At 43.5% G+C, this 23063-nt stretch carries 19 protein-coding genes; 9 read left to right on the plus strand and 10 right to left on the minus strand.

Features of this window, described 5'->3' with window-relative positions:
- Nucleotides 1-256: 256 nt before the first annotated feature.
- From JOC33_RS03850 to kynB, 3 genes are read left to right on the plus strand one after another with little or no spacing between them, the layout of a single operon-like run.
- On the plus strand, nt 257-1693 hold the full coding sequence (locus JOC33_RS03850; protein ID WP_338054468.1) for an MDR family MFS transporter: 1437 nt from the start codon (nt 257-259) through the stop codon (nt 1691-1693).
- A gap of 58 nt (nt 1694-1751) precedes the next feature.
- Nucleotides 1752-3020: a kynureninase gene (gene kynU / locus JOC33_RS03855; protein ID WP_205091044.1), complete on the plus strand. Its 1269-nt coding sequence runs from the start codon at nt 1752-1754 to the stop codon at nt 3018-3020.
- Between the two features lie 13 nt (nt 3021-3033).
- Nucleotides 3034-3654, plus strand: coding sequence for an arylformamidase (kynB, locus tag JOC33_RS03860; protein WP_205091046.1), 621 nt, complete (start codon nt 3034-3036; stop codon nt 3652-3654).
- Between the two features lie 466 nt (nt 3655-4120).
- On the opposite strand, the gene JOC33_RS03865 is transcribed toward kynB, so the two are convergent.
- On the minus strand, nt 4121-4300 hold the full coding sequence (locus JOC33_RS03865; protein ID WP_205091048.1) for a hypothetical protein: 180 nt from the start codon (nt 4298-4300) through the stop codon (nt 4121-4123).
- A gap of 174 nt (nt 4301-4474) precedes the next feature.
- On the opposite strand from JOC33_RS03865, the gene JOC33_RS03870 reads away from it, so the two are divergent.
- On the plus strand, nt 4475-5368 hold the full coding sequence (locus JOC33_RS03870; protein ID WP_205091050.1) for an alpha/beta fold hydrolase: 894 nt from the start codon (nt 4475-4477) through the stop codon (nt 5366-5368).
- Between the two features lie 61 nt (nt 5369-5429).
- Here the strand turns inward: JOC33_RS03870 and JOC33_RS03875 are convergent, their stop codons facing one another.
- From JOC33_RS03875 to JOC33_RS03900, 6 genes are all read right to left on the minus strand, one after another.
- On the minus strand, nt 5430-6671 hold the full coding sequence (locus JOC33_RS03875) for an aminopeptidase (RefSeq protein WP_205091052.1): 1242 nt from the start codon (nt 6669-6671) through the stop codon (nt 5430-5432).
- Between the two features lie 108 nt (nt 6672-6779).
- On the minus strand, nt 6780-8690 hold the full coding sequence (locus JOC33_RS03880) for an ABC-F family ATP-binding cassette domain-containing protein (protein WP_205091054.1): 1911 nt from the start codon (nt 8688-8690) through the stop codon (nt 6780-6782).
- Between the two features lie 155 nt (nt 8691-8845).
- On the minus strand, nt 8846-10306 hold the full coding sequence (locus tag JOC33_RS03885) for an alanine/glycine:cation symporter family protein (RefSeq protein ID WP_205091056.1): 1461 nt from the start codon (nt 10304-10306) through the stop codon (nt 8846-8848).
- 232 nt (nt 10307-10538) lie between these two features.
- Entirely contained in the window at nt 10539-11051 is a 513-nt protein-coding gene (locus JOC33_RS03890; RefSeq protein WP_205091058.1) for an acyl-CoA thioesterase, read from the minus strand.
- A gap of 36 nt (nt 11052-11087) precedes the next feature.
- Entirely contained in the window at nt 11088-12437 is a 1350-nt protein-coding gene (locus tag JOC33_RS03895) for a sensor histidine kinase (RefSeq protein ID WP_205091060.1), read from the minus strand.
- Nucleotides 12434-13126, minus strand: a complete 693-nt coding sequence (locus JOC33_RS03900; RefSeq protein WP_205091062.1) for a response regulator transcription factor — start codon at nt 13124-13126, stop codon at nt 12434-12436. The genes JOC33_RS03895 and JOC33_RS03900 overlap by 4 nt, the downstream gene beginning before the upstream one ends.
- Before the next feature lie 308 nt (nt 13127-13434).
- Here JOC33_RS03900 and JOC33_RS03905 point away from each other — a divergent pair, with 308 nt between their 5' ends.
- Nucleotides 13435-14586, plus strand: a complete 1152-nt coding sequence (locus JOC33_RS03905; RefSeq protein WP_205091064.1) for a S1C family serine protease — start codon at nt 13435-13437, stop codon at nt 14584-14586.
- 209 nt (nt 14587-14795) lie between these two features.
- Here JOC33_RS03905 and cls read toward each other — a convergent pair whose 3' ends face one another.
- The 3 genes from cls to JOC33_RS03920 form a co-directional block, all read right to left on the minus strand.
- Nucleotides 14796-16238, minus strand: a complete 1443-nt coding sequence (gene cls / locus JOC33_RS03910) for a cardiolipin synthase (protein ID WP_205091541.1) — start codon at nt 16236-16238, stop codon at nt 14796-14798.
- A gap of 128 nt (nt 16239-16366) precedes the next feature.
- Nucleotides 16367-16909, minus strand: a complete 543-nt coding sequence (locus JOC33_RS03915) for a transcription repressor NadR (RefSeq protein ID WP_205091066.1) — start codon at nt 16907-16909, stop codon at nt 16367-16369.
- 75 nt (nt 16910-16984) lie between these two features.
- On the minus strand, nt 16985-17818 hold the full coding sequence (locus JOC33_RS03920) for a PRD domain-containing protein (protein WP_205091074.1): 834 nt from the start codon (nt 17816-17818) through the stop codon (nt 16985-16987).
- A gap of 444 nt (nt 17819-18262) precedes the next feature.
- Here JOC33_RS03920 and JOC33_RS03925 point away from each other — a divergent pair, with 444 nt between their 5' ends.
- From JOC33_RS03925 to opp4B, 4 genes are read left to right on the plus strand one after another with little or no spacing between them, the layout of a single operon-like run.
- Nucleotides 18263-19291 carry an ABC transporter ATP-binding protein gene (locus JOC33_RS03925; protein WP_420825693.1) on the plus strand — a complete coding sequence of 343 codons (1029 nt, stop codon included), beginning with the start codon at nt 18263-18265 and terminating at the stop codon, nt 19289-19291.
- Complete coding sequence (locus JOC33_RS03930) at nt 19288-20313, plus strand: ABC transporter ATP-binding protein (protein WP_205091076.1); 1026 nt, start codon at nt 19288-19290, stop codon at nt 20311-20313. The genes JOC33_RS03925 and JOC33_RS03930 overlap by 4 nt, the downstream gene beginning before the upstream one ends.
- Before the next feature lie 39 nt (nt 20314-20352).
- Nucleotides 20353-22068, plus strand: coding sequence for an oligopeptide ABC transporter substrate-binding protein (opp4A, locus tag JOC33_RS03935; RefSeq protein ID WP_205091078.1), 1716 nt, complete (start codon nt 20353-20355; stop codon nt 22066-22068).
- 23 nt (nt 22069-22091) lie between these two features.
- Nucleotides 22092-23057, plus strand: coding sequence for an oligopeptide ABC transporter permease (opp4B, locus tag JOC33_RS03940; protein ID WP_205091080.1), 966 nt, complete (start codon nt 22092-22094; stop codon nt 23055-23057).
- Nucleotides 23058-23063: the final 6 nt, after the last annotated feature.

Below are 23063 nucleotides of genomic sequence, written 5' to 3' on the forward strand. Positions count from 1 at the left end.
TTAACATAGTTAACCTTTCTTAAAGGTAAAACTAGCATACCACAACCACTACAATCAAAATGTCTCCGAAAATTTTCTATGTCTGCTCTGTCCGGCAGCAAGTTGTTTACCTTAGAATGCCAGACTTGTTATTTTAAGATTTTTAAAGGTGCTTAGAGGGTATCAATTATTGCGAGCTTAATAGTTGTGTCGATGAAACGAAGAAAGTATAATTTCATAATTGGTCTAGCGTTTTTATGGGAAGGGAGGAATACTGGTGGCACAGGAAAACTATAACAAAGTATTGATGGCTGCATTACTGCTGGCAGGGTCATTCATCACCATACTAAACCAGACATTGATGATCACAGCGATTCCGCCGATCATGCACGAGATGAATGTATCAGCTAACTCTGCTCAGTGGCTGACGACTGTTTTCATGCTGGTCAATGGGATCATGATCCCCATCAGTGCTTTTTTGATTGAACGGTTTACAACTAGACAGCTTTTCATGACAGCAATGAGTGTGTTTGTTCTTGGTACGGTTGTCGGTGGTATTGCCCCGAATTTTCAAGTACTGTTACTTGGCAGGGTCATACAATCAGCAGGTGCCGGCGTAATGCTGCCATTGATGCAGACCGTATTCCTGTTAATTTTCCCAGTTAATCGACGAGGGGCTGCGATGGGGTATATTGGCCTTGTCATTTCATTTGCCCCGGCTATCGGTCCTGCCCTTTCCGGCTGGCTAACGGCTCATTATTCCTGGCGCGTGTTATTCTGGTTCATTCTGCCGTTAGCATTACTGATTATTGTTATTGCCCATTTTATTTTGAGAAATGTAACGGAGCTTTCCTACCCGAAGGTGAACATTCCTTCGATTATATTATCGTCCATCGGGTTCGGAAGCCTTCTTTATGGCTTTACGAGTGCCGGTAATAATGGCTGGGGGAGTTCAATAACAATTACAGCTCTATCGGTCGGTGCCGTTACGCTCGTATTTTTCATCGGCAAACAGCTTCGGATGGATCATCCTATGCTCGAATTCCGGGTATTCAAAGGAAGGACGTTTACGATTGCCACTATCATCGGAATGATTGCTTTCCTTGGACTGATCGGTTCCGAAACACTTATTCCTCTCTATATGCAAAATATGCGGGAATACACACCGTTTGAATCTGGCCTGGTGCTATTGCCAGGAGCATTGATAAGCGGACTGATGTCACCTATTACCGGCCGTATTTTCGATAAAATCGGCGCACGACTGCTTGCCGTTGTCGGCCTTACTATAGTAACAGGAGCGACGCTGTCATTATCCTTTTTAGATACGTCGACTTCACTCATCTATTTGACAATCGCTTATTCTGTACGAATGTTTGGACTGTCTATGGTTATGATGCCGGTTACTACCGCAGGACTGAATGAATTGTCGCAAAAACTGATTCCGCATGGTGCCGCAATGAATAACACGATGCGTCAAATTGCAGCTTCCATTGGTACTGCTATCTTAGTAACAGTAATGACAACCACAGCTCAAACTGCCAGGCAGCAGCCATCGATTGAGCACCCAGATATCCATGGGGTAAATGTGGCATTCTTAGTCATAACGGTGCTATCCTTCATCGGCATTATTCTATCAGCTTTCATCAAACGCACTTATCCACCTGAAGAGGAAGACACAGATAACGAAAAAAGAGAAGTACAGACCGAGGCATAGACATTTTTATGCCTCTTTTTTTTGCTGTTTTGTTATAATACAGGCAGGAGGGGTTCCCATGATACGAAAAGAAGATGCAAGAAACTTGGATAAAAAGGATCCACTTGCCCATTTCAAAGAGGAATTTTACATAAATGAGCCCAGGCTGTACATGGACGGCAACTCGCTGGGGCTCTTGTCGAAGCGTGCGGAAAAATCCCTGCTCACTTCGCTTGAAGACTGGAAGGAACATGGAATTGAAGGATGGACAGAGGGGAAAGAACCCTGGTATTACCTGTCCGAAAAGCTTGGTTCTATGACTGCACCGCTAATCGGGGCGAAGGATGAAGAAGTGATCAACACCGGCTCCATAACAACTAACCTTCACCAGCTGCTGGCCACCTTTTATAAACCGACAGGGAATAGAAATAAAATTCTCGCCGATGAACTCAATTTCCCATCCGATATATATGCAATCCAGAGCCAGTTAAAGCTACACGGTCTTGATCCTAATGAATACTTAGTCAAGGTGCCGAGTAACGATGGAAGAATGCTCGATGAAGATACGATCATCGACATGCTGAATGATGACATAGCACTGGTGCTGCTGCCTTCAGTCTTATACCGCAGCGGTCAGCTGTTGGATATCGAAAAGATAACAACGGCGGCCCATGAAAAAGGTATTATTGTCGGTTTCGATCTCGCTCATTCGATTGGTGCCATTCCTCATGAACTTCACGCATGGGGAGTTGATTTTGCAGTATGGTGCACGTATAAATACTTGAACAGCGGCCCAGGTGGTGTCGGCGGATTGTATGTCCATGAAAAACACTTAGGGCAAGCTCCGGGGCTGGCAGGATGGTTCAGCTCAAGCAAAGCCAAACAATTTGATATGGACCATACACTTATTCCAGCCGAAACAGCCGGTGCCTATCAAATAGGTACACCGCATATATTGAGCTCTGCTCCTTTGGCCGGATCTCTTGAAATTTTTGCTGAAGCAGGAATCGCGAGCATTCGTGAAAAATCCCTGAAGCAAACTACCTTCCTTATGGAGCTGATTGAACAGGAGCTCGGCAGTTATGGTTTTACAATAGCTAATCCTAGAGAGGCAAAACGCAGGGGTGGCCATATCAGTCTGGAGCATGAGGAAGCAGCAAGTATTTGCAAAGCATTAAAAGCAAAAGACGTCATTCCTGATTTCCGCTCCCCTAATGTGATACGGCTTGCACCAATCGCGCTTTACGTATCGTTTGAAGATATTTATGAAATGACAATGCGATTGAAGGAAATAATGGAAGGTAAACTGTATAAGCAGTTTACAAATGAACGTGGAATCATTGCGTAAGGAGGTTCATTCTATGAAAATCATTGATATTTCCATGACGTTGGATCACCAGACACCACCTTGGCCTGGAGATGAACCTTTTCATTATGAGCGGACATGGACAATGGAAGAAACGGGATCAGTCAATGTCGGCAGCGTGAAAATGAGCAACCATCTTGGCACCCATGTAGATGCTCCCTTTCACTACGATAATCAAGGTCAAAAGATTGCCGAATTACCTGTGGAACGATTTTGCGGTCAGGCATTGGTTGTCGATCTAGCCGGAAAGAAAACTGTCAGTGCCGATGATTTTCGGGATGTCGATTTTACTGGTGTCACGAAACTGATCGTCCGTTCAAACAGTTGGAGGGACAGGAGCACTTTCCCAACTGAATACACTGTCCTCGAAGAGAATCTTGGCCACTTTCTGGAAACACAAGGTATCGATCTTATTGGCGTAGACACACCTTCTGTCGATCCGGAAACAAGCAAAGAATTACCTGCTCATCACAGCTTATATGAACATGACATTCTTATTCTGGAGGGGCTTGTGCTCGATAATGTGGAACCTGGCCGATATGAATTAAATGCCTTTCCTTTAAAAATGGCAGAAGCAGACGGAAGCCCGGTTCGAGCTGTATTAAAAAAGGATTAACCTATAGCGAAAGCGCCTCATTCACCCCCGACCAGCTTAAGACAAGCCTCGTCGTGACGTTTTTGTGTCACAGAGAGGATTGACTTAAGACCTCGAGGGGGTAGGCGCTACAGCTGGATGCGACAAATGCGGAAGCGCCTGCTCACCCCCGACCAGCTTAAGACAAGCCTCGTCGTGACGTTTTTGTGTCACAGAGAGGATTGACTTAAGACCTCGAGGGGGGTAGGCGCTACAGCTGGATGCGACAAATGCGGAAGCGCCTGCTCACCCCCGACCAGCTTAAGACAAGCCTCGTCGTGACGGTTTTTGTCACAGAGAGGATCGGCTTAAGACCTCGAGGGGGTAGGCGCTACAGCTGAATGAAAAACGCAATAAAAACACCGCGGAGAAAATGAAGTTTCCTCCGCGGTGTTTTTTACTCTAGACACTTTTAAAATTCACTGATCTATGGTTTGAACTCAAGTGGTCATTCACCTTGTGGCTGATCAAGGTCTTCCACTTCATCCTTATGCCTCTTTTGGCAATCCTTACATAGTTGAACTTTCTCTTCTTTTTTGCTTGTCAGTACTTTACCACAATTACTGCATTTGCCGAAATCATTAGGGTTCGGCTGAAATCCCATCAGATGGTTATCCGGCCCACTCATATATACTTCGCCTCCATTTCTAGTAGTTAAACACTATTTATCCAATACCCTTGATATTGATTACCCAAACTGAAGCGTAACTTTCCAAGTTTTGTAACAAAACTGTAATATAAGGCTTTAAGATGTGCTTTAAATATATTAAAATGGAAGAAGTATATTGCAGGAGGAACATGCATGACATTCATTAAAAACAAGAAAGTCCTCGCACTTTTCATTGCCTTTTTCATGTGCGGAATTCCGTTATTTTTTATAAATTCTGCTCCTATCAGCTCAAAAGAAGGAAAAGAGCTCACCCCAACCGTTTTTGTTCACGGTTTCAAAGGGGGACCTGGTTCATTCAATTATATGCTTTCCCGCTTCGAAGCCAATGATTGGGGAATGAAACGAATGGTTTTCCGCGTATCGGCGAATGGGGAAATCGCAGTCCGTGGGGGTATTCCTAATAAAAAGAACCCATTCATTCAAGTAATCTTCGAAAACAACAGGGCCAGTATTGAAACTCAAACCAACTGGCTTATTAATATCATGGAACTGCTCAAGACAAACTATGGCATTAAACAAACGAACCTTGTCGGCCATTCGATGGGCGGTTTGACATCAACTAACATGCTGCTTCACCAACAGGGTAACAATTTACCTAAAATTGAAAAACTTGTAGTCATTGCGAGCCCCTTCCTGGGGATTGATAACAAAAAATATTTTGCTTTCAACACTGGAAATGCGACGGTAGATCTTAGACCGGAATCGCAGGCTTTGACAAATATGTTTGACAATAAAGAATATTTCCCTGGACATGTCGATGTTCTGGCAATCGCAGGGGTCATCAATGAAAACATAACTGACGAACATGCCATGCAAGCTGAGTCTGACAGATATGAACAAAACAAAACCGATGGGTTAGTTGCATTAACGAGCGCACTAGGAATCAAAGAAATCGTTCCAGCAAAAAATTATCAACAGAAAATCTTTTCCGACACTACTGCAACCCATTCAGGCTTACACGAACATTTTGGCGTAGATGCCGCGATTGCGGAGTTTTTATGGGATATACCAACACCAACTTATTGAAATGGAAACCAGAACAAAGGAAAGCCGGATGCTGAACAGCATCCGGCCTTTCTATTTTGTATTAATCAAAATTTATTGCCCAGCTGCCGTTTCGCATGACTGGTTCACTTGTGCCATCTGCAAGAACTCCATCAATATCCAGTTCATTGGAGCCCATCATGAAGTCAACGTGGGACAAGCTATCATTGACACCATGTTTATCAAGCTCGTCTTCATCCATATCGGATCCGCCTTCCAGGTTATTCGGATATGCTTTACCGAGCGCCAAGTGGCAGGAGGCATTTTCATCATACAATGTGTTATAAAAAATTAATCCTGACTGGGAAATTGGTGACTCATCTGGTACGAGTGCCAGCTCTCCTAAATGAGTCGAGCCCTCGTCCGTTTCAAGTAGATATTTTAATGTTGATTCACCTTTTCCGGCTTTGAAATCAACTACTTTCCCATCTTTGAACGTGAGTGTAAAGTCATCGATCAGGTTTCCCCCGTAGTTCAGTGGCTTAGTGCTGGAAACTGTACCATTAACACCATATTTATGAGGTACTGTAAAAACCTCTTCTGTTGGCATGTTCGGATTGAAAGGAACTCCCTCTTTCTCCGTCTTGGCTGCTCCGCCTTTCCACACATGACCTTCCGGAAGTTCCACTTCAAGATCCGTTCCAGGTGCTTTATAAACAAGTTTTTTATACTTCTTGCGATTCAGGAAGTTACAGGCTTGAGATAAAATGCTGTTATGTCTTTCCCAGGCTGCAACCGGGTCATCATGATCCACGCGTACAATTTTGAATATTTGTTCCCAAAGCTTTTCAACTGCTTCTTCTCCATTAGAATCAGGAAAAATTTTCTTGGCCCAGGAAGTAATCGGTATAGAAACGATTGACCATTGGATGCGGTCGTTCATTGTGTAGTTACGGAAATTTTTCATCGCTTCAGCTCCGGCTTTATTGGCAGCCTGGATTTTTTCCCCATCAATCCCCTGCAGAAGATCAGGGTCCGTCGAACGGATGGAAAGAATTGCTGCTCCGCCTTCAGCAAAATAGTCATACATTTTCACTTTCCATTCTGGCACATCCGCTAGTGTATCTTTGGATTCGTGTTCATATTTACTACGTGTGATCGCGTCATCAGACCAATTAATATGTACCGTTTTGGCTCCCATCTCGTAGGCTTTACGAACGACAACCCTAGTAAATTCTGCGCCTTCGATAGTGGAATTGATCATCAGCATTTGACCCTTCTGGAGGTTTGCCCCTGTTTTCAGCGCAACCTCAGCATATTTCTCTAACATTTGTTGTTCTGGCATACAATAACCCCTCTCCCCTTTTTCTTATATAACCACTTCTTATTATTCCATATTTCGGGTCGCGAAACAAAAGAAAATTGCCCTCCCCATCAGCAGGAGGGCAGTGGTTTATGCCTTGCTGTTTTCTTCCTCGATTTCTTCGACAAGAAGCGACAATTCTTCCCACCGTTCCATGGCCTGTTCAAGCTCTTGCTCGATTTTTTCCTGTTGTTGGTACAATTCTTGAACTTTACCAAGGTCACTGCCTGCTTCAGCGATTTCATCCTTGATTTCCTCGGCTTTCTCTTCTAAATTACTGATTTTCTCCTCAATTCCATCCCATTCTTTTTGTTCATGATAGGATAATTTCCGTTTGCGCCGGATGTTTCGCTGAGGTTGTTTATCTTCCTCGGCTTTCCTCAATGCTGCCCGGTGATTCTCGTCTGCTTTTTTCTTTTCCATATAATCGGTATAGTCACCCATAAAGGTGACAATTTCTCCATTGTTTTCAAAGGCTGCCAGCTTATCAACTACCCTGTCGAGAAAATATCGATCGTGGGAAACGACGATAACTGCCCCAGGAAAATGGTCGAGATAATCTTCCAGTATGCTGAGGGTTTTTGTATCCAGATCGTTTGTGGGTTCATCCAAAAAAAGTACGTTTGGTTCATTCATTAAGACACGGAGCAAATAAAGGCGCCGGCGTTCTCCACCGGAAAGCTTCCGGATGTAGGTCCACTGCTGGGAACGTGGGAATAAGAAACGTTCAAGCATCTGCTCAGCTGTGATCTCTTCTCCTTTGGCAGTGCTGATCACTTCCGCAACTTCCTTGATATAGTCGATCACGCGCAAATTGCCGTCGATTTCCTGATGATCCTGCGTATAATAACCGATTTTCACCGTCGCTCCTATATCGATTGTACCTTCGTCCGGGGAAATTCGTTCTGCCATGAGGTTCAACAGTGTCGACTTCCCACTGCCATTAGGACCTATGATGCCGAGTCTTTCATCTGGCATGACAAGATAACTGAATTCATTGATCAGACGCTGACCGGCAATTTCTTTAGAAACACTATCCAGCTCGATTACTTTTTTCCCGAGACGGTTCGATCCTGCAGCGAACTCAATGGATTGATCACTACTCGGTCCAGATTGCTTTCGTAAAGCTTCAACCCTTTGTTTCCGTGCTTTTTGCTTGGTGGTCCTGGCTTTTGCTCCTCTGTGCAGCCAGGCAAGTTCACGCCTTAACGTGTTCTGCCGCTTCTCCTCGGAAACCCGCTCCTGTTCAAGCCGTTCTTCTTTTTTCTCCAGGTAGGTATGATAATTGCCCTCATAAATATACAAGTTACCCCTGTCAAGCTCATAAATCAGATTAGTCACACGGTTCAGGAAGTATCTGTCATGCGTAACCACGATTAATGCCCCCTGGTATTGCGCCAGATATTCTTCCAGCCACTCGATTGTTTCATTATCCAGATGGTTGGTCGGCTCATCCAATATTAATAAATCAGCAGGCTGGATTAATGCCTTTGCAATAGCTACCCGTTTCTGCTGCCCTCCGGAAAGCTCGCTTACTTTTTTATCAAAAGTAGTGATTCCAAGCTTGGTCAATATGGTTTTCGCAGTTGTATTCGCTTCCCAGGCATTGACTTCATCCATTTTTTGCTGCTTTTTCAATAATTGGGACTGGAAATCTGTGTTTTCCGGTTCCCTTTCCAGCTGCTGAAGCGACTTTTCATAGGCACGTAACGTGATCATAACTTCAGAATCGCCATAATAGATTTGCTCGAGAACACTTGATGATCCATCAAGCTCTGGCTCTTGCGGCAGATATTCAATCCGGAAATCATTGGCATGATGCATCTCACCGGATTCCTTTGAATCAAGTCCTGCAAGCACCCTGAGCAGTGTTGATTTACCCGTACCATTGACACCGATCAAACCGATTCGCTGATGGTCGGAAATAGTAAAAGAAATATGATCGAACAGGGTTTTCTCCCCGTATGTTTTCGTTAAATTTTCAATTTGCAAAAGGCTCATGTCCATCATCCTCATTTCTAGACTGATCCTATTATAACATCCAGGAAAAGGTTTCTCTGACCTGCAAAGATAAGAGAGATGATCAAAAAACCTAAAGAAAACCTGAACAATGTGTGGTACACGTTGTTCAGGTTTTCTTTTGTTTAGCATTCCTGTCAGCCGCGGGAATTTAGTGTTTCATTTTCTTTTTCATGACTCTTAATCGGGTCTTCCCTCTTCCAGTACTCCATACCGGATACCCCAGGAAGGTGGTCCTGATAAAATACAGGATCCTTTCCCTCTTTTTTCTGCCTGCTGTAATCTTTCATAGCTGCAAAAGCTACTTTTGACAGGCGGGTAATCGCATACAGGTTGATGAGTGCCATAATACCCATTGTCAGGTCGGCCATCGCCCAGACGATGTCAAACTCCGCCATCGCACCAAAAACAACCATCAATAGAACAGCTATACGGTAGATGAATAATCCAGTTGGTGTGTTTTTGATGAATTCAATATTCGTTTCCCCGTAATAATAGTTTCCAATAATGGAACTGAACGCAAAGAGGAAAATAGCTATGGCAACGAATATTACTGCCCATTGCCCAAGCTGTGATTCAAATGCAGCCTGTGTCAACTGGATGCCATCCATACTTTCCGGAGCAGATAGATGTGCTCCAGATGAGATGATAATCAATGCTGTCGCACTGCAGATGAGTAAGGTATCCGTGAACACGCCTAATGTTTGGATCAAACCCTGTTTGACCGGGTGGGTAACTTCGGATGTCGCTGCGGCGTTCGGCGCACTACCCATCCCCGCTTCGTTAGAAAATAATCCACGCTTGATCCCCATCATTATAGCGGCACCGAAAGTACCTCCGGCCACTTCACGCAACCCGAACGCCCCCTGAAAAATCATGGCGAATATTTCAGGAAGTGCACCAAAATTCAACGTTAGGATGTATACAGCTAATATGATATAGAAAATTGCCATAATCGGAACTATCAATTGGGTGACCTGTGCGATCCGTTTCAAACCGCCAAAAATGATCAAGGCGACGATGATTGTCAATATGGCAGCCATCATCCACTTTTCAACAGCGAAAGATTTTTCAAAGGCCAGTCGAATCGTGTTCGCCTGAACGGAACTGAAGACAAGCCCATAGGTAAATGTAATTGTGATAGCGAATACAATTCCAAGCTTACGATTCTTCAATCCTTTTTCCATGTAGTAGGCAGGACCGCCTCGGTATTGATTCTTTTCAGGAATTTTATATACCTGAGCCAGTGTACTTTCAATAAAACTGGAAGCTCCTCCTACAAGTGCTACTATCCACATCCAAAATACAGCTCCAGGGCCGCCTATGGCAATCGCTGAGGCCACTCCGGCCAGGTTCCCTGTCCCGACACGGGAGGCTGTACTGATTGTGAATGCCTGAAATGGTGAAGTACCTTTCTTTCCCTCGGCTGATATTGCCCGCTTGTCGAACAGTACCCGGAACATTTCGGGAATGTATCGGAACTGGACGAATTGGAACTTTACGGTAAACCATAATCCTAACCCAATTAGTACGGCTATCAATATGTAACCCCACATGGCGTCGTTGGCATAGCCGAGTAATCGTTCAAAGGTTTCCATAATTGCACCTCCATGAAATTTTTAATGGCCGCTGCCATTGTAAAAAAAAGACATTATAAACTCCTGTAACCCTTTTCCATTCTTTTCAAACCTTGAATTGACCGTTTTCTATCGTGCACCTTTTTTAGGTTAGTATATATCCGGCAATTTATCAATTATATTCCTGTATAAGCGTTTCTTTCTAATGTCCTGCACAAAAAAAGACAAGCTCGACGATGAGCTTGCCTGCCTATCATGCCCACGGAAATCCTGCACCGAATTTATCCGCTACTTCTTTTGAATCTTTCCTTCTTTCTTTTCTCTGCTTATGACGTTTATCTGCTTCCGAATGGAGCCATTTTTCTTCATCAGACTCTGGAAGAACTGGTCGTACCGGTGTCGGCCGGTTGTTTTCATCGACTGCCACCATCGAAACAAACGCTGTGGTACACACTTTCCTATCCCCAGTCAGTAAATTTTCCGTTATCGCTTTTACGAAAACTTCCATGGAAGTGTTGTGTGTCCATGTTACAAATCCAACTACACAAATCGTGTCGCCTTCAAATACAGGCTGCAGAAAATCGACAGAGTCGATGGAAGCGGTGACCACCGGTTTTCGGCAATGCCTGGTTGCTGCAATCGCGGCTACATCGTCGATATATGCCATCAGTTTACCCCCGAATAATGTTCCATGGCTGTTGGTATCCGGCGGCAGAACGTGTGAATTTTTTACAGTCAATGATTCAATACATGGTTTTGCGTCCATTGTTTTCTCTCCTTTAACGATGTTTTTTTCGGGCGTTCAATCCGTACCGTTCGTGCGGTATTTCGGCAAGTGGATAACAAAAGTCGCACCCTGTTCCTTATTATTATAAGCTGATATCGTGCCATTACTCCGTTCAATGATTGCCCGTGATATTGCTAGCCCTAATCCCGTTTCCCCTTGTTTTCCTTTCATAAACCGTTTGAACAAGCTTGGGAATAGATCTTCAGGTATTCCACAGCCATCGTCGCTTACCTTGATCGTGTAATATCCCCTGGAAAGTTCAGTTGTCAATGATACTTGCTTTTCCGCATGGCGGATAGCATTACCAAGGATGTTGAGCAGGGCTTGCAGCATTTTTTCCTGATCGACATTCACAAATAGCGGTTCCAGCTCTTTATAAACAAGCTCTATCTGTTTTTCCTTTGCTAATGGATAAACGCGCTCTGATGCCTGTTTGATCAGTTCATGAAGGTCTGTCTTTTCCGGATGATAAATGTTTTCGTCACTATCAAGCTTTGCCAGCAAAATCATTTCATCAACAATTTTTTTCAGACGCTCTGTTTCACTTGCCATCACCTGCAGCCCCTTATCGGCGGCTGCCCCCTCAAAAATACCATCCTTGATTCCTTCCGCATAACCTTGGATGGACATAAGGGGGGTTTTCAGCTCATGGGAAGCATTTTGGAAGAACTGCTTCTGGGAATGGATATAATTTTCCAGCTCTTTAGCCATCTGCCTGATGCTTTGCTCCACTTCTTTAATCTCCCCACTGGCGTGTACAGGTTTAAGGTCATTGAATTTTCGCTGTTCAATTTTTTTCAGCTCTTGTTTCAGCCTCGTAAGTGGTGTGACCAGCTTTCTGGTGAGAAGGTAGCTGATCGATACAGCGAGAATTAAGCCGATGATAAGGACAACCACCATTCTCCACGCAAACATTGTCTGAACAGCCTGCAAATCATCCAAAGGAGTTGCAAGGGCCAATACTACACCATTTGAGCGAGGAGTGAATGTGATGTCATAGACTACATAATCCTTTCCTTCACCTTCCCATAGGTCTTCTTCCTTCAGCTGCTGATCATACCTGGAAGCCCAGTCAGCAGCGGTTTTTTCAGGCAGTGTCGAAAATAATATTTCCCGCTGGGAGCGGTCGAACATAAGCACCCGAAATTCACTATCACTGAGGAGTTGGGATAGCTGCGTATATTTACCTGGGTTCTCCTGCTGGTTCACCAATTCGATTAACAGCTCTCCCTTATCCTCCAGTTGTCTTTTTTCATCCTCAATCAACAGGTTCAGTATCATGGAATAAAGAAACAGGGCTGTCAAAGACATGACAATTACTATTAAAGCGGTAAAAGCCGCATTTAATTGGTACAGAAGCTTCATGAGTCATTACCGTCATTTCTTAGCCGGTAACCATAACCCCAGACTGTTTCTAAAGGAATATCATGCAGCTTTTTCCGGATTCTTTTGACCAGGTCGTCTACCGCTCTGTCACTGCCAAAATAATCTTCTCCCCAAACTTTCACAAGCAATTCCTCCCGTGAAAATGCTCTGTTCACCTGCCGGGAAAGTATTTTCAGCATCTCGAATTCTTTAGCCGTCATTTCTTTTTCTGCACCTTCCCAATAAACTCTTCTTTCCCCTAGAGAAAGGACCAGTCCACCAACTTCGATTGTTTCGTTCGACTGTGAAGGAGCCTGGTTCATCGACTGCCATTTGACCAGATGGCGCTTGACTCGAGCGACTAGTTCCCTGGGGCTGAAAGGTTTTGTCAAATAGTCATCTCCTCCAAGCTCAAGCCCCAATATTTTGTCCAACTCTTCGTCTTTTGCAGAAATGATTATGATTGGAACTTGAGAATGCTGGCGTACTTGTTTGCAGAACTCATAGCCATCCATACCTGGGAGCATTATATCAAGCACCCATAGATCTGGAGGATCATCCTTGAACAGATTCCAGGCTGTTTCCGCATTCTCCAGGCCATGGACAAGGTAACCTTCTTTCTTTAAATACCCTTCAACGATATCGCGAATGTTCGGGTCGTCTTCCACTATCGCTATTTTATGTTTCATAGGAAAAACCCCCTTTTACTTATAACCCTCTCGTCTTTATATTCCCATATTACATTCCCTATTTCCTGATTAGCGATTCTTTTACATACTTTTCCCACATTTTCTCCAAAATCGTGCCATATCTCACCCGTACAATATGAATTGTACACATCACAGAACACCAACTTCAACGAGACTAACAAGAATATATAAAAGCGTAAGCGCCTCTCTCACCCCCGACAAGCTTAGGGCCTCGAGGAGGTAGGTGCTTGAGCCGATACAATCGGGTTTTTATATTTTTTAGATAAGAAGAAAGGGGCATTAATTGTATGTATCTTAACGGACAGAAACAGTCAAAGAAATCTAAAAAGAGGTACGGATTCGCCTATGGTGTTCTCGGAGCGATTACCGCCCTATTCCTCGTAACGACTATCTTTCAATGGAAAGGAATTTCTATTGACATTAATACAGATAAACCGACAGCACAAGCTGACGAACTGAATATAGGAAAAGATAAGCCGGAAGTTACACAGGCTATTAAAGAGGTGTCTGGCGCTGTAGTAGGTGTGACGAATCTACAGCAAGGGAACCAGAGCCTCGCCCAAAAATCCGGCACAGGATCTGGGGTCATTTACAAAAAAGAGAATGGAAAAGCTTATGTAGTCACAAACCACCACGTCATTGAAAATGCTGGAAAATTGGAAGTCGTTTTGAGTGGTGGAAAAGCTGTCAATGCTGAATTAGCAGGCAGTGACCCATTGACAGACCTGGCCGTTTTAACTATAGATGATAAACATGTCGAGGATGTTGCCGAATTTGGATCAGCCAAAGACGTAGAGGTTGGTCAAACAGCCATAGCCATCGGCAATCCGCTCGGTATGAAGTTTGCAGGCTCTGCAACGAAAGGGATTGTAAGTGGATTGGATCGTAATCTTCCGGTTGACATGAACAAAGACGGGCAGCCGGACTGGCAGACAGAGGTCCTGCAGACTGATGCTGCCATCAATCCTGGCAATAGCGGAGGAGCGCTTATCAATCTCCAGGGTGAAGTAATAGGTATCAATTCTATGAAAATCGCCCAGAAAGCAGTTGAAGGAATTGGTTTTGCGATTCCGACTGACGTTGTCATTCCTGTTATTGAAGACCTGGAAAAGTATGGTGAAGTGAAGCGGCCATATATGGGCGTTTCCCTGCAAGATGTCAACAAGATTCCAGGATCCATCCTGCAACAGCGTCTTAACCTTCCAAATGATATCAATTATGGTGTCATCATCGGAGAGGTAGTAGACAGTTCACCAGCTGATGCAGCAGGTTTGAAGCAGAATGATGTTATTACTGAAATTGACGGCAAGAAAATCAATTCGATGATGGAGCTTCGCCAATACCTTTATAAGAAGACAGAGGAAGGCAAGCAAGTGGAATTGACCGTTTATCGTAATGGTGAAAAACTGACAACTGAATTAGAATTAGCATCACGCTGAAATCTATCCTTCTCATGAAGGAATACTCCCCCTCTTTCTAATATAGAAGAAAGGCAGCCTGTGAGTGGCGGACACTCATCGGGCTGCCTTTTTTTATATGGCCTTATTATAATCTGTTATACAAGCGTATTCTTAAAGCAATTTCGTTCCTTCAGGTGAGAAATCGTAAATAATCCTGTTATTTCAACAAGCTGACTGCGACAGTGCCTTTAAAGAATCGGTGATAATAACCGGGAAATAGATTCCTTGAAGCGAATCCATTTTGAGCGTGACCTGTACAGCTTCAAAGTAAGCTGGGTAGAATCGACGATATCTTCATAAAAACGTTCTGATAAATGTTGTGCCAGACCTTGTTGATACAAGAAAGCATTGACTTCAAAATTCAAACGGAAGCTCCTCACATCAATATTGGCCGTCCCAACGGAAGCTATTTTTTCATCGACAACGATGGTTTTGGCATGCAGAAAGCCTTTCTGATAGATATAGATAGTAGCTCCTGCTTTCAGCAATTCTCCTACATTTGAATAAGTTGCCCAGTAAACAAACGGATGATCAGGCATTTTAGGAATCATTACCCTTACATCAACACCGGAAAGGGATGCGATCCGGACAGCATCCAGCAGGCTGTCATCAGGAATGAAATAAGGGGTCTGAATATAGACAGACTTTTTAGCTGACAGTATCATTTTGATATAGCCATGTTTTATCTGCTCCCATTCTGAATCTGGTCCACTGGAGACAATCTGCATCGCAACATCCCCTTTTGGCTCTGACTGATAATAACGCTTATCATAGTAGATGTCGCTTCTTGAAGCGTGGTTCCAATCTAAAATGAACCGTGTCTGCATATTGCGGACAGCACCACCTTCCACTCGAAGATGGGTATCGCGCCAGTAGCCAAACCTTTTGTTGAAGCCCAGATATTCATCCCCGATATTGAAGCCGCCAATATACCCGATTTTTCCATCAATAATAGCTAGTTTTCGGTGGTTCCGGTAATTGATTTTTAAGTTCAGCTTTGGTATTAAAGGCGGAAAAAATGCTTCCAGTTCACCGCCAGCCCTTTCGATTCTTTTGACAAAATCCTTTCCTAACGTTCGTGAACCCATATCATCATATAGAATCCTGACCTGAACTCCTTCTTCAATTTTTTTGATCAACGCTTCCGCCATACGCTGCCCGAGCTGATCATCACGAATGATATAATAAAGGAGATGAATATGGTCTTCCGCGTTATGAATATCCTCCAATAAAGCATGGAACTTCTTCTCTCCATCTGTAAAAACTTCGACCGCATTGTCCTGGGTTAGCAGGGCATCATTATTTTTTAAATGCATATAAAATAAGTCCTCGAACTCCTCGAGGTTCGGGTGCTGTAACTTAAGGGAACCATCCTCGATGGACCTAAGCTGTTCCTGAACTGCTGTCAACAAGCCAAGTCTGCTTTTTTTATCCCAGGTGAAAATTTCTTTATTACTCAGCCTTCTCCCGAAAATAAGATACAGGATGAAGCCAGCAATAGGGATGAACAAAAGGACCATCAGCCATGCCCAGGTAGCACTCGCATCGCGGCGCTCAAGGAAAATGATGGCTAAAGCCAGGATAACGTTAAAAAATATGATAAAGCTCACAACATATGGAGCAATTTGTATGGTCAACCGCCTTCATCCTCCCTCCAGGATCGCCTGATTCCTTTGTGGATCTAAGAAAAAACAAGAAGAGATATGTGCTTTGACAAACATACCTCTTCCTCAGTATATTCTTATTTTACTGAATTACCTCATGATTTCAATAATATTCCTTCAGCTTGAAGAGCATCCAGCGCTTCTTCGATTGCCTTGTTATTGTCAGCAGAAATGGTATGAAGATGAATACCTCCTGTCAGTTCCAATAAATAGGATGATTTCGTCTCACGTATCCGCTCCAGTAATGTCTGGACATCTCTTCTATTCGCGAGCAGTAATGAGGCGGTCAAATCCCCATAGACTGGATGCTCTACGGTCACATCTTTGATAAAAACGCCATGATCGACAAGAATATTAAGCTCTGTTTCCGTCTGTTCAGCCGAGTGGCGACAGGCAATCGTACGCTCAAACGCAGGAGCTGCTTTGTTTTCCTGCACGTAAAGGTAGCCCTGGCTTGTTGCTATAATAGGTTCATTTTTCGCTTTCAACAAGGAGACATCCCCAACAATCACCTGCCTTGATACCTTCATTTTCTCAGCAAGTTCGCCCCCCTTGATCGGTTCTTTTTCCGATTGCAGTAACGAGAGTATTTCCCTTCGTCTTTCAGGGGCTTTCATTTTTTTCTGTTCCCTCGTCATACTTCACCAATCCTCCGTTCCAATTGCTGTTACCTACTATTATAATATACCTGGCACAGCCTTGGATAGAGCCCTTCAACTCCAATGTTCTCCTACAGCACGACTGATGTGCAGAGTTAAATAGCTGATTTCATTTTCCGGGTAGTGTATATCGTACTCTTTTTCTAAATATCCAGAAACATTTAGAGCACATTGGTAAGCATTGCGATATTTTTTCTGGATGAGAGCCAACATGTCTTTATCCATTTCCCTTCCATTTCTTCCTGTGGCTGCAATACTAAGTGACTTGCTGAGATTAGCCAAAAGGCGGTTATAAGAAATAGAATTGGTATCTATTGTGTTCATGAAATTTCGATTAATAAAAACAGCAAGATCCCGTACTATTCTTGTCTGACGCAACGCCACATTGACATCTGAATCGCCAAGGGCAGCGGTCTTTAAATATAAAGCGATATGCCCTGCTTCTTCTTCCGGCAATTCCACCCCTGTATTATCTCTTAAGTTCCGGAGAGCCCACAGTCCAACCTGGAATTCTTTTGAATAGAGAATACGTATCTCCTCGATAATATCATTTTCAATCTTATTCCCTTTCCTGTACTCTTCCATTGAAAAAGCTAAATGATCAGCAAGTGAAAGATGTACATTGGAATTTAATGAGGTCTTTAAATAGTTTTCCGCATGGGAAATAATCTCCTCTGAAATAGCAATTGTCTCTTCACAGGTCACTTTCACTAGCTCTTCAAATTGCCGGGTGTTTTTTTCCATGAAAAATGTTTTCTCAATTTCTTCTTCTCCAACATAGTCATTCCTTTGTTTATTAACTGCGATATTCGATCCCATAACTATTTTGTCATGCTTATTTTCCTTAACGATAATAACGTTATTATTTAAAATTCTTGATACCCTCACTCCGATTCTCTCCTTAGATTTGACGAATTACTTCCTTCAAGTACTCCCTCAGGTGTCCTAAACAGACCGGATTCGTGCTTATTTTCACAGAAGCTCACAACTAGGTATTCTAGTTTAAGAGTCTGAGGCAATATAAAATTAATTATTTACCAATAATCGATAATAAAATTTTACATGAAATTCAAACTCCAGAACTCTTATTCAGTGGAAAATCAACCAAAATGGCGGTCTGAGTTTCTTGCTAATCAGGGTAATAATCCATTATTATATCCTTCCTTTTAAATACAAAAAACAAACCTCAAATAGATACATTTAATCATTTCCATAATAAAATACATTTATTGTAAACAAATTGTAAAAAAGGAATTGACTGGCTATTTTGTTGTGGCGTATAATGTTACACAAATATTACTAATTTACTGAATATTTTATCAGGGGTGTATTATGAAAAACATGACAGATTTTCCGTCTCAAGCTCCACTGCTTGAAGTCACCGGCCTGGAGACAGCTTTTGAGATCGATGGCGAGTTGTATAACGCTGTCGATGGCGTCAGTTTCAACGTCAAACCTAAGCAGGTGCTTGGTGTTGTCGGGGAATCAGGCTGTGGTAAAAGTGTTATGTCATTATCGATTATGCAGCTGCTTCCAAAAGGAATCGGTAAAATAAGAAATGGCCAAATCACCTTTAATGGACAGTCTCTCGAAAAGCTGGATGATAAAAAGATGAATAAAATTCGGGGAAAGGATATCGGGATGATATTCCAGGAACCGATGACGTCCCTAAATCCTGTTTTCACAATCGGATTTCAATTGGCAGAATCCTTACATAACCATTTCAAATTATCGAAAAAAGAAGCTCGGGGCAAAGTGATCGAGCTATTGGATCAGGTCGGTATATCCCGGCCGGAAAGGGTCGTCGATGAATATCCTCATCAACTCTCCGGAGGGATGAGGCAAAGAGTCATGATTGCCATGGCAATTGCCTGTAAACCTAAGCTGCTGATAGCAGATGAACCGACAACAGCTTTGGATGTGACAGTCCAGGCTCAAATTCTTGAGCTTTTACAAGGCCTCCAGGAAACAAATGACATGGCCATCATCCTTATCACCCATGACCTGGGTGTCGTAGCAGAAACATGCCATGAAGTCCTGGTCATGTATGCAGGAGAGGTAGTCGAACGGGCAGATGTGGTCACTTTATTTGAAAATCCCAAACACCCTTATACAGAACTATTAATGAGATCCATCCCCCGCCTGGATGAGGAAGAAGAAAAACTCGCCTCTATCGAGGGGATCGTTCCTTCACTCAAAAACATGCCGCGCCAGGGCTGCAAGTTTGTAGACCGCTGCCCAAAAGCAATGGAAGAATGCAGGACAATTACTCCGCGTTTAAGCGAGAACCTTCCAGGCCATGAAGTCAGATGCCTTCTCTATGAAACCAGCTGGAATCGGGAAGGGATGAGTGCCAAATGAACAACATCATTGATTTAAAAAATAAAGATAAAGCAGCTTCCAGCCACACCAAGAAAGAAACATTGCTTGAAGTCATTAATCTAAAAACCCATTACCCGATCAAGGGAGGCTTTTTCAGACGGACAATCAGTCATGTAAAAGCAGTGGATAATGTAAGTTTTTCCGTAAAGAAAGGAGAAACGCTCGGCCTTGTCGGCGAATCCGGCTGTGGTAAGTCAACCGCTGGCAGGACCATATTGAAGCTCCTTAACCCGACAGCCGGAAAAATCATGTTTGACGGAGAAGACATCACCAATCTTCGCGGGAGCAAATTAAGACAAAGGCGAAAAGATTTCCAGATGGTATTTCAGGACCCCTATGCATCTCTCAACCCGATGCAGATGGTCGGAGACATCATTACTGAACCTATCCACAACTATTATCCGAAGAAAAAATCAAGGGAAATTAAACAAGAAGTACTCGAACTTTTGAATCGCGTCGGCCTTCCGGATGATGCTTATTATAAGTATGCCCATGAGTTTTCAGGCGGCCAGCGGCAGCGCATCGGGATAGCTCGGGCTCTTGCATTAAAACCGAAACTGATTATCGCCGATGAACCTGTTTCTGCTCTTGATGTTTCTGTCCAGTCCCAGGTACTTAACTTGCTTAATGAACTGCAAGATGACTTTGATCTTACCTATCTGTTCATCGCTCATGATTTGAGTGTCGTAAAGCATATGAGTGATCGGATCGGTATCATGTATCTCGGACATATCGTAGAAATCGCTGATAAACACTCCATCTATAAAGAACCGCTTCACCCATATACTCAGGCACTTATATCAGCGGTGCCTGAACCCGATCCGAAAAGGAAGAAACAGCGGATCGTCCTTCAAGGAGATGTACCTAGTCCGGAAAATCCACCATCTGGATGTCCATTCCACACAAGGTGTCCAATGGCTGTGGATAAATGTTCCACCATCACACCAGAATTAAAGGAGGTGAAACCGGGACACCACGCTGCGTGTATTCTGGTTGACTAATAGCTTTGTACTTACTTTAACCTTACAGGGGGGAACCACATGGGTAACAAGAAATCATTTTACTGGCTTGCAGCAATGATGCTCATCATGACATTATTCATGGCTGCCTGCAGTGGCAGCGACGATGAAGCGAATGCCACGGACGATGAAAAAGCAGAAGAGAAAGGCAAAGCCAAGGAAGGCGGCACTTTGGTGTATGCGCTTGACGCAGCTCCTGAAGGACTTTTCCATTGGAACTGGTACGGTATTGTAACGGATGCCGAGGTTCTTGGATTGTTTGATGATAACCTGATCACTTTTGACGAAGAGTTGAAACCACAACCGAATATCGCGTCCTGGGAAACCGAGGATAACAAGGTATTCACCTTTAAATTTAAAGAAGGTGTCAAATGGCATAACGGGGACGAACTAACTGTACACGACTGGGTGTTTTCTTTAGAAACAATCGCCCACCCGGACTATGATGGCCCTCGTTACTCCAATGTACAAACGATCGAAGGTGCAGAAGCCTACCGTAAAGGGGAAGCTGACTCGATTTCTGGTATCGAGGTCATCAATGACTACGAAATCAAAATCACTTTTGATAAAGCACGAGTCAACAATCTGTTGAATCTATGGACATACCCTATGAACCGTACAGCATTCGAAGGAATTGAAGTTGCAGATATGGGCGGATCCGATCCAGTTCGTCGTACTCCTATTGGTACTGGTCCATTTAAGGTAAGTAAAATTGTTCCTGGTGAGTCTGTTGAGCTGGTAGCAAACGAGAATTACTGGCAAGGCAAGCCGAAACTTGACAAAATCATCGTCAAAGTCGTCGATGCCACCGCTGTTACAGGTGCCCTCCAAAATGGTGAAATCGATATTGTGAGCGTTCACCCTACCATCGGTGCGGACGTAGAAGCAATGGATAACGTTGAATTGATGACAGCTCCAGGCCTTTCTTACTACTATGTGGGATTCAAGCTAGGTGTCTTCGATAACGACAAAAAACAAGTAGTAGAGAAAAAAGAAAAATACGCTAACAAACAGCTCCGTCAGGCAATGATGCATGCAATCAACCGGGAAGAATGGATTAAAGCCTTCTTCGGAGGCTATGGTGATGTCGTTAACCGTCCGGTTCCAAGCGCTCACTGGATAGCTGCAGACAATGATAAGTTGAACACCTATCCGTATGACCCTGAAAAAGCTAAATCATTGCTTGATGAAGCCGGTTATGTAGATACAAATGGCGACGGTTTCCGTGAAGATCCAAATGGTGATGAGTTTGTGGTCAACTTCTCTCACTATGCAACCGGTAACCCTACCTTCGAATCTCGTGCCAAAGCCCTTACCCAATACTGGGAAGAAGTCGGCTTGAAAACCACTTTGGAAATGATTGAAGTAAACCAGTATTATGACATGATCGAAAAAGATAATGAAAACATGGAAGTCTTCTTCGGCGGATGGAGCTATGGCGCTGACCCGGATCCATCAGCATTATGGAAATCAGACCAGCTTTGGAACTACCCTCGCTGGGTGAATCAGGAAAGTGACAAATTGCTGGATGATGCCCTTGATGTAGAAGTAGTCGGAACAGATGAGGCTAAGCGTAAAGAGCTATATGTTAAGTGGCAGCAGCTTGTCAATGAAGAACTTCCAATGCTATTCATCACAGAGCTCCAGGAAATCTATGGTGTGAACAAGCGTGTCGGTGGATTGACTATGGACGTTTCTGGCATGAACAGCCCACATGAATGGTACGTCACTGAGTAAAACCTTTTTAAAGGAGCATGATCATGTTAAAGTATACGATCCGTAGAATTTTAGGCATGATACCGATGCTTCTCCTTATTTCCATCGTTGTGTTCTCCCTGGCATTATCCATGCCGGGGGACCCCTTCGGTGGGGAAATTGATCCAAATAATACTGATCCTGAATATATCGAGAAAATGCGGGAAGAAGCAGGTCTTAATGACCCGGTACATGTTCAGTATGCAAGGTGGATTGCCAATTTTGTGCAAGGAGACTTCGGTGAGTCAACCAGATATAAAATGCCCGTCTCTGAATTGATTGCAGAACGGATGCCGAATACGATTTTTCTTGGAGTCACCTCTTTAATTATTACATATATCCTTGCTTTTGCCATGGGAATGTATGCTGGCAGAAAGCCGTATACTGCCGGGGACAACTTCATTGGAGGCTTGAACTACCTTGGACTAGCGATACCATCTTACATTGCCGGGGTATTTGCGATTTACTTTTTCTCTTTCAAATTAGGATGGTTTCCATTCAGCGGTTCGATCGATATCAGATTAACCGAAGGCACTTTGGAATGGTACCTCAGCCGCCTGCATCATGTCTTTCTGCCAGCTGTAGTACTTGGTGCACTAGGAACGGCCAGCTACACGCAGTTTTTAAGGAATGACATCATTGAAAGCAGCCGAAAAGATTATGTGCGGACTGCCCGGGCAAAAGGCACACCCGAATCAAAAATCTACAACAAACATATCCTTAGAAACTCGATTATCCCTTTAATTACATTTTTGGGATTTGATATTGTTACCTTAATCAGCGGAGCAATTATAACGGAAGCAATCTTTACCTACCCTGGAATTGGACAACTCTTCCTCGACTCGATCAATTCCCGTGACTTTCCTGTCATTATGACACTGACAATGATGTTTTCGTTTCTGGTCCTGTTCGGCAATATGGTCGCTGACCTGTTATATGGAATTGTCGACCCTAGAATCCGGGTAGATTAGGAGGTG

Origin of the sequence: Thalassobacillus pellis (assembly GCF_016908295.1) — a bacterium.
GTDB lineage: Bacteria > Bacillota > Bacilli > Bacillales > Halobacillaceae > Thalassobacillus > Thalassobacillus pellis.

Bases quoted from the DNA above. Each gene is read 5' to 3' on its own strand.
- kynU (WP_205091044.1), top strand. From the start codon at position 1,752: ATGATACGAAAAGAAGATGCAAGAAACTTGGATAAAAAGGATCCACTT.
- kynB (WP_205091046.1), top strand. From the start codon at position 3,034: ATGAAAATCATTGATATTTCCATGACGTTGGATCACCAGACACCACCT.
- JOC33_RS03865 (WP_205091048.1), bottom strand. From the start codon at position 4,300: ATGAGTGGGCCGGATAACCATCTGATGGGATTTCAGCCGAACCCTAAT.
- JOC33_RS03870 (WP_205091050.1), top strand. From the start codon at position 4,475: ATGACATTCATTAAAAACAAGAAAGTCCTCGCACTTTTCATTGCCTTT.
- JOC33_RS03875 (WP_205091052.1), bottom strand. From the start codon at position 6,671: ATGCCAGAACAACAAATGTTAGAGAAATATGCTGAGGTTGCGCTGAAA.
- JOC33_RS03880 (WP_205091054.1), bottom strand. From the start codon at position 8,690: ATGAGCCTTTTGCAAATTGAAAATTTAACGAAAACATACGGGGAGAAA.
- JOC33_RS03885 (WP_205091056.1), bottom strand. From the start codon at position 10,306: ATGGAAACCTTTGAACGATTACTCGGCTATGCCAACGACGCCATGTGG.
- JOC33_RS03890 (WP_205091058.1), bottom strand. From the start codon at position 11,051: ATGGACGCAAAACCATGTATTGAATCATTGACTGTAAAAAATTCACAC.
- JOC33_RS03895 (WP_205091060.1), bottom strand. From the start codon at position 12,437: ATGAAGCTTCTGTACCAATTAAATGCGGCTTTTACCGCTTTAATAGTA.
- JOC33_RS03900 (WP_205091062.1), bottom strand. From the start codon at position 13,126: ATGAAACATAAAATAGCGATAGTGGAAGACGACCCGAACATTCGCGAT.
- JOC33_RS03905 (WP_205091064.1), top strand. From the start codon at position 13,435: ATGTATCTTAACGGACAGAAACAGTCAAAGAAATCTAAAAAGAGGTAC.
- JOC33_RS03915 (WP_205091066.1), bottom strand. From the start codon at position 16,909: ATGACGAGGGAACAGAAAAAAATGAAAGCCCCTGAAAGACGAAGGGAA.
- JOC33_RS03925 (WP_420825693.1), top strand. From the start codon at position 18,263: ATGAAAAACATGACAGATTTTCCGTCTCAAGCTCCACTGCTTGAAGTC.
- JOC33_RS03930 (WP_205091076.1), top strand. From the start codon at position 19,288: ATGAACAACATCATTGATTTAAAAAATAAAGATAAAGCAGCTTCCAGC.
- opp4A (WP_205091078.1), top strand. From the start codon at position 20,353: ATGGGTAACAAGAAATCATTTTACTGGCTTGCAGCAATGATGCTCATC.
- opp4B (WP_205091080.1), top strand. From the start codon at position 22,092: ATGTTAAAGTATACGATCCGTAGAATTTTAGGCATGATACCGATGCTT.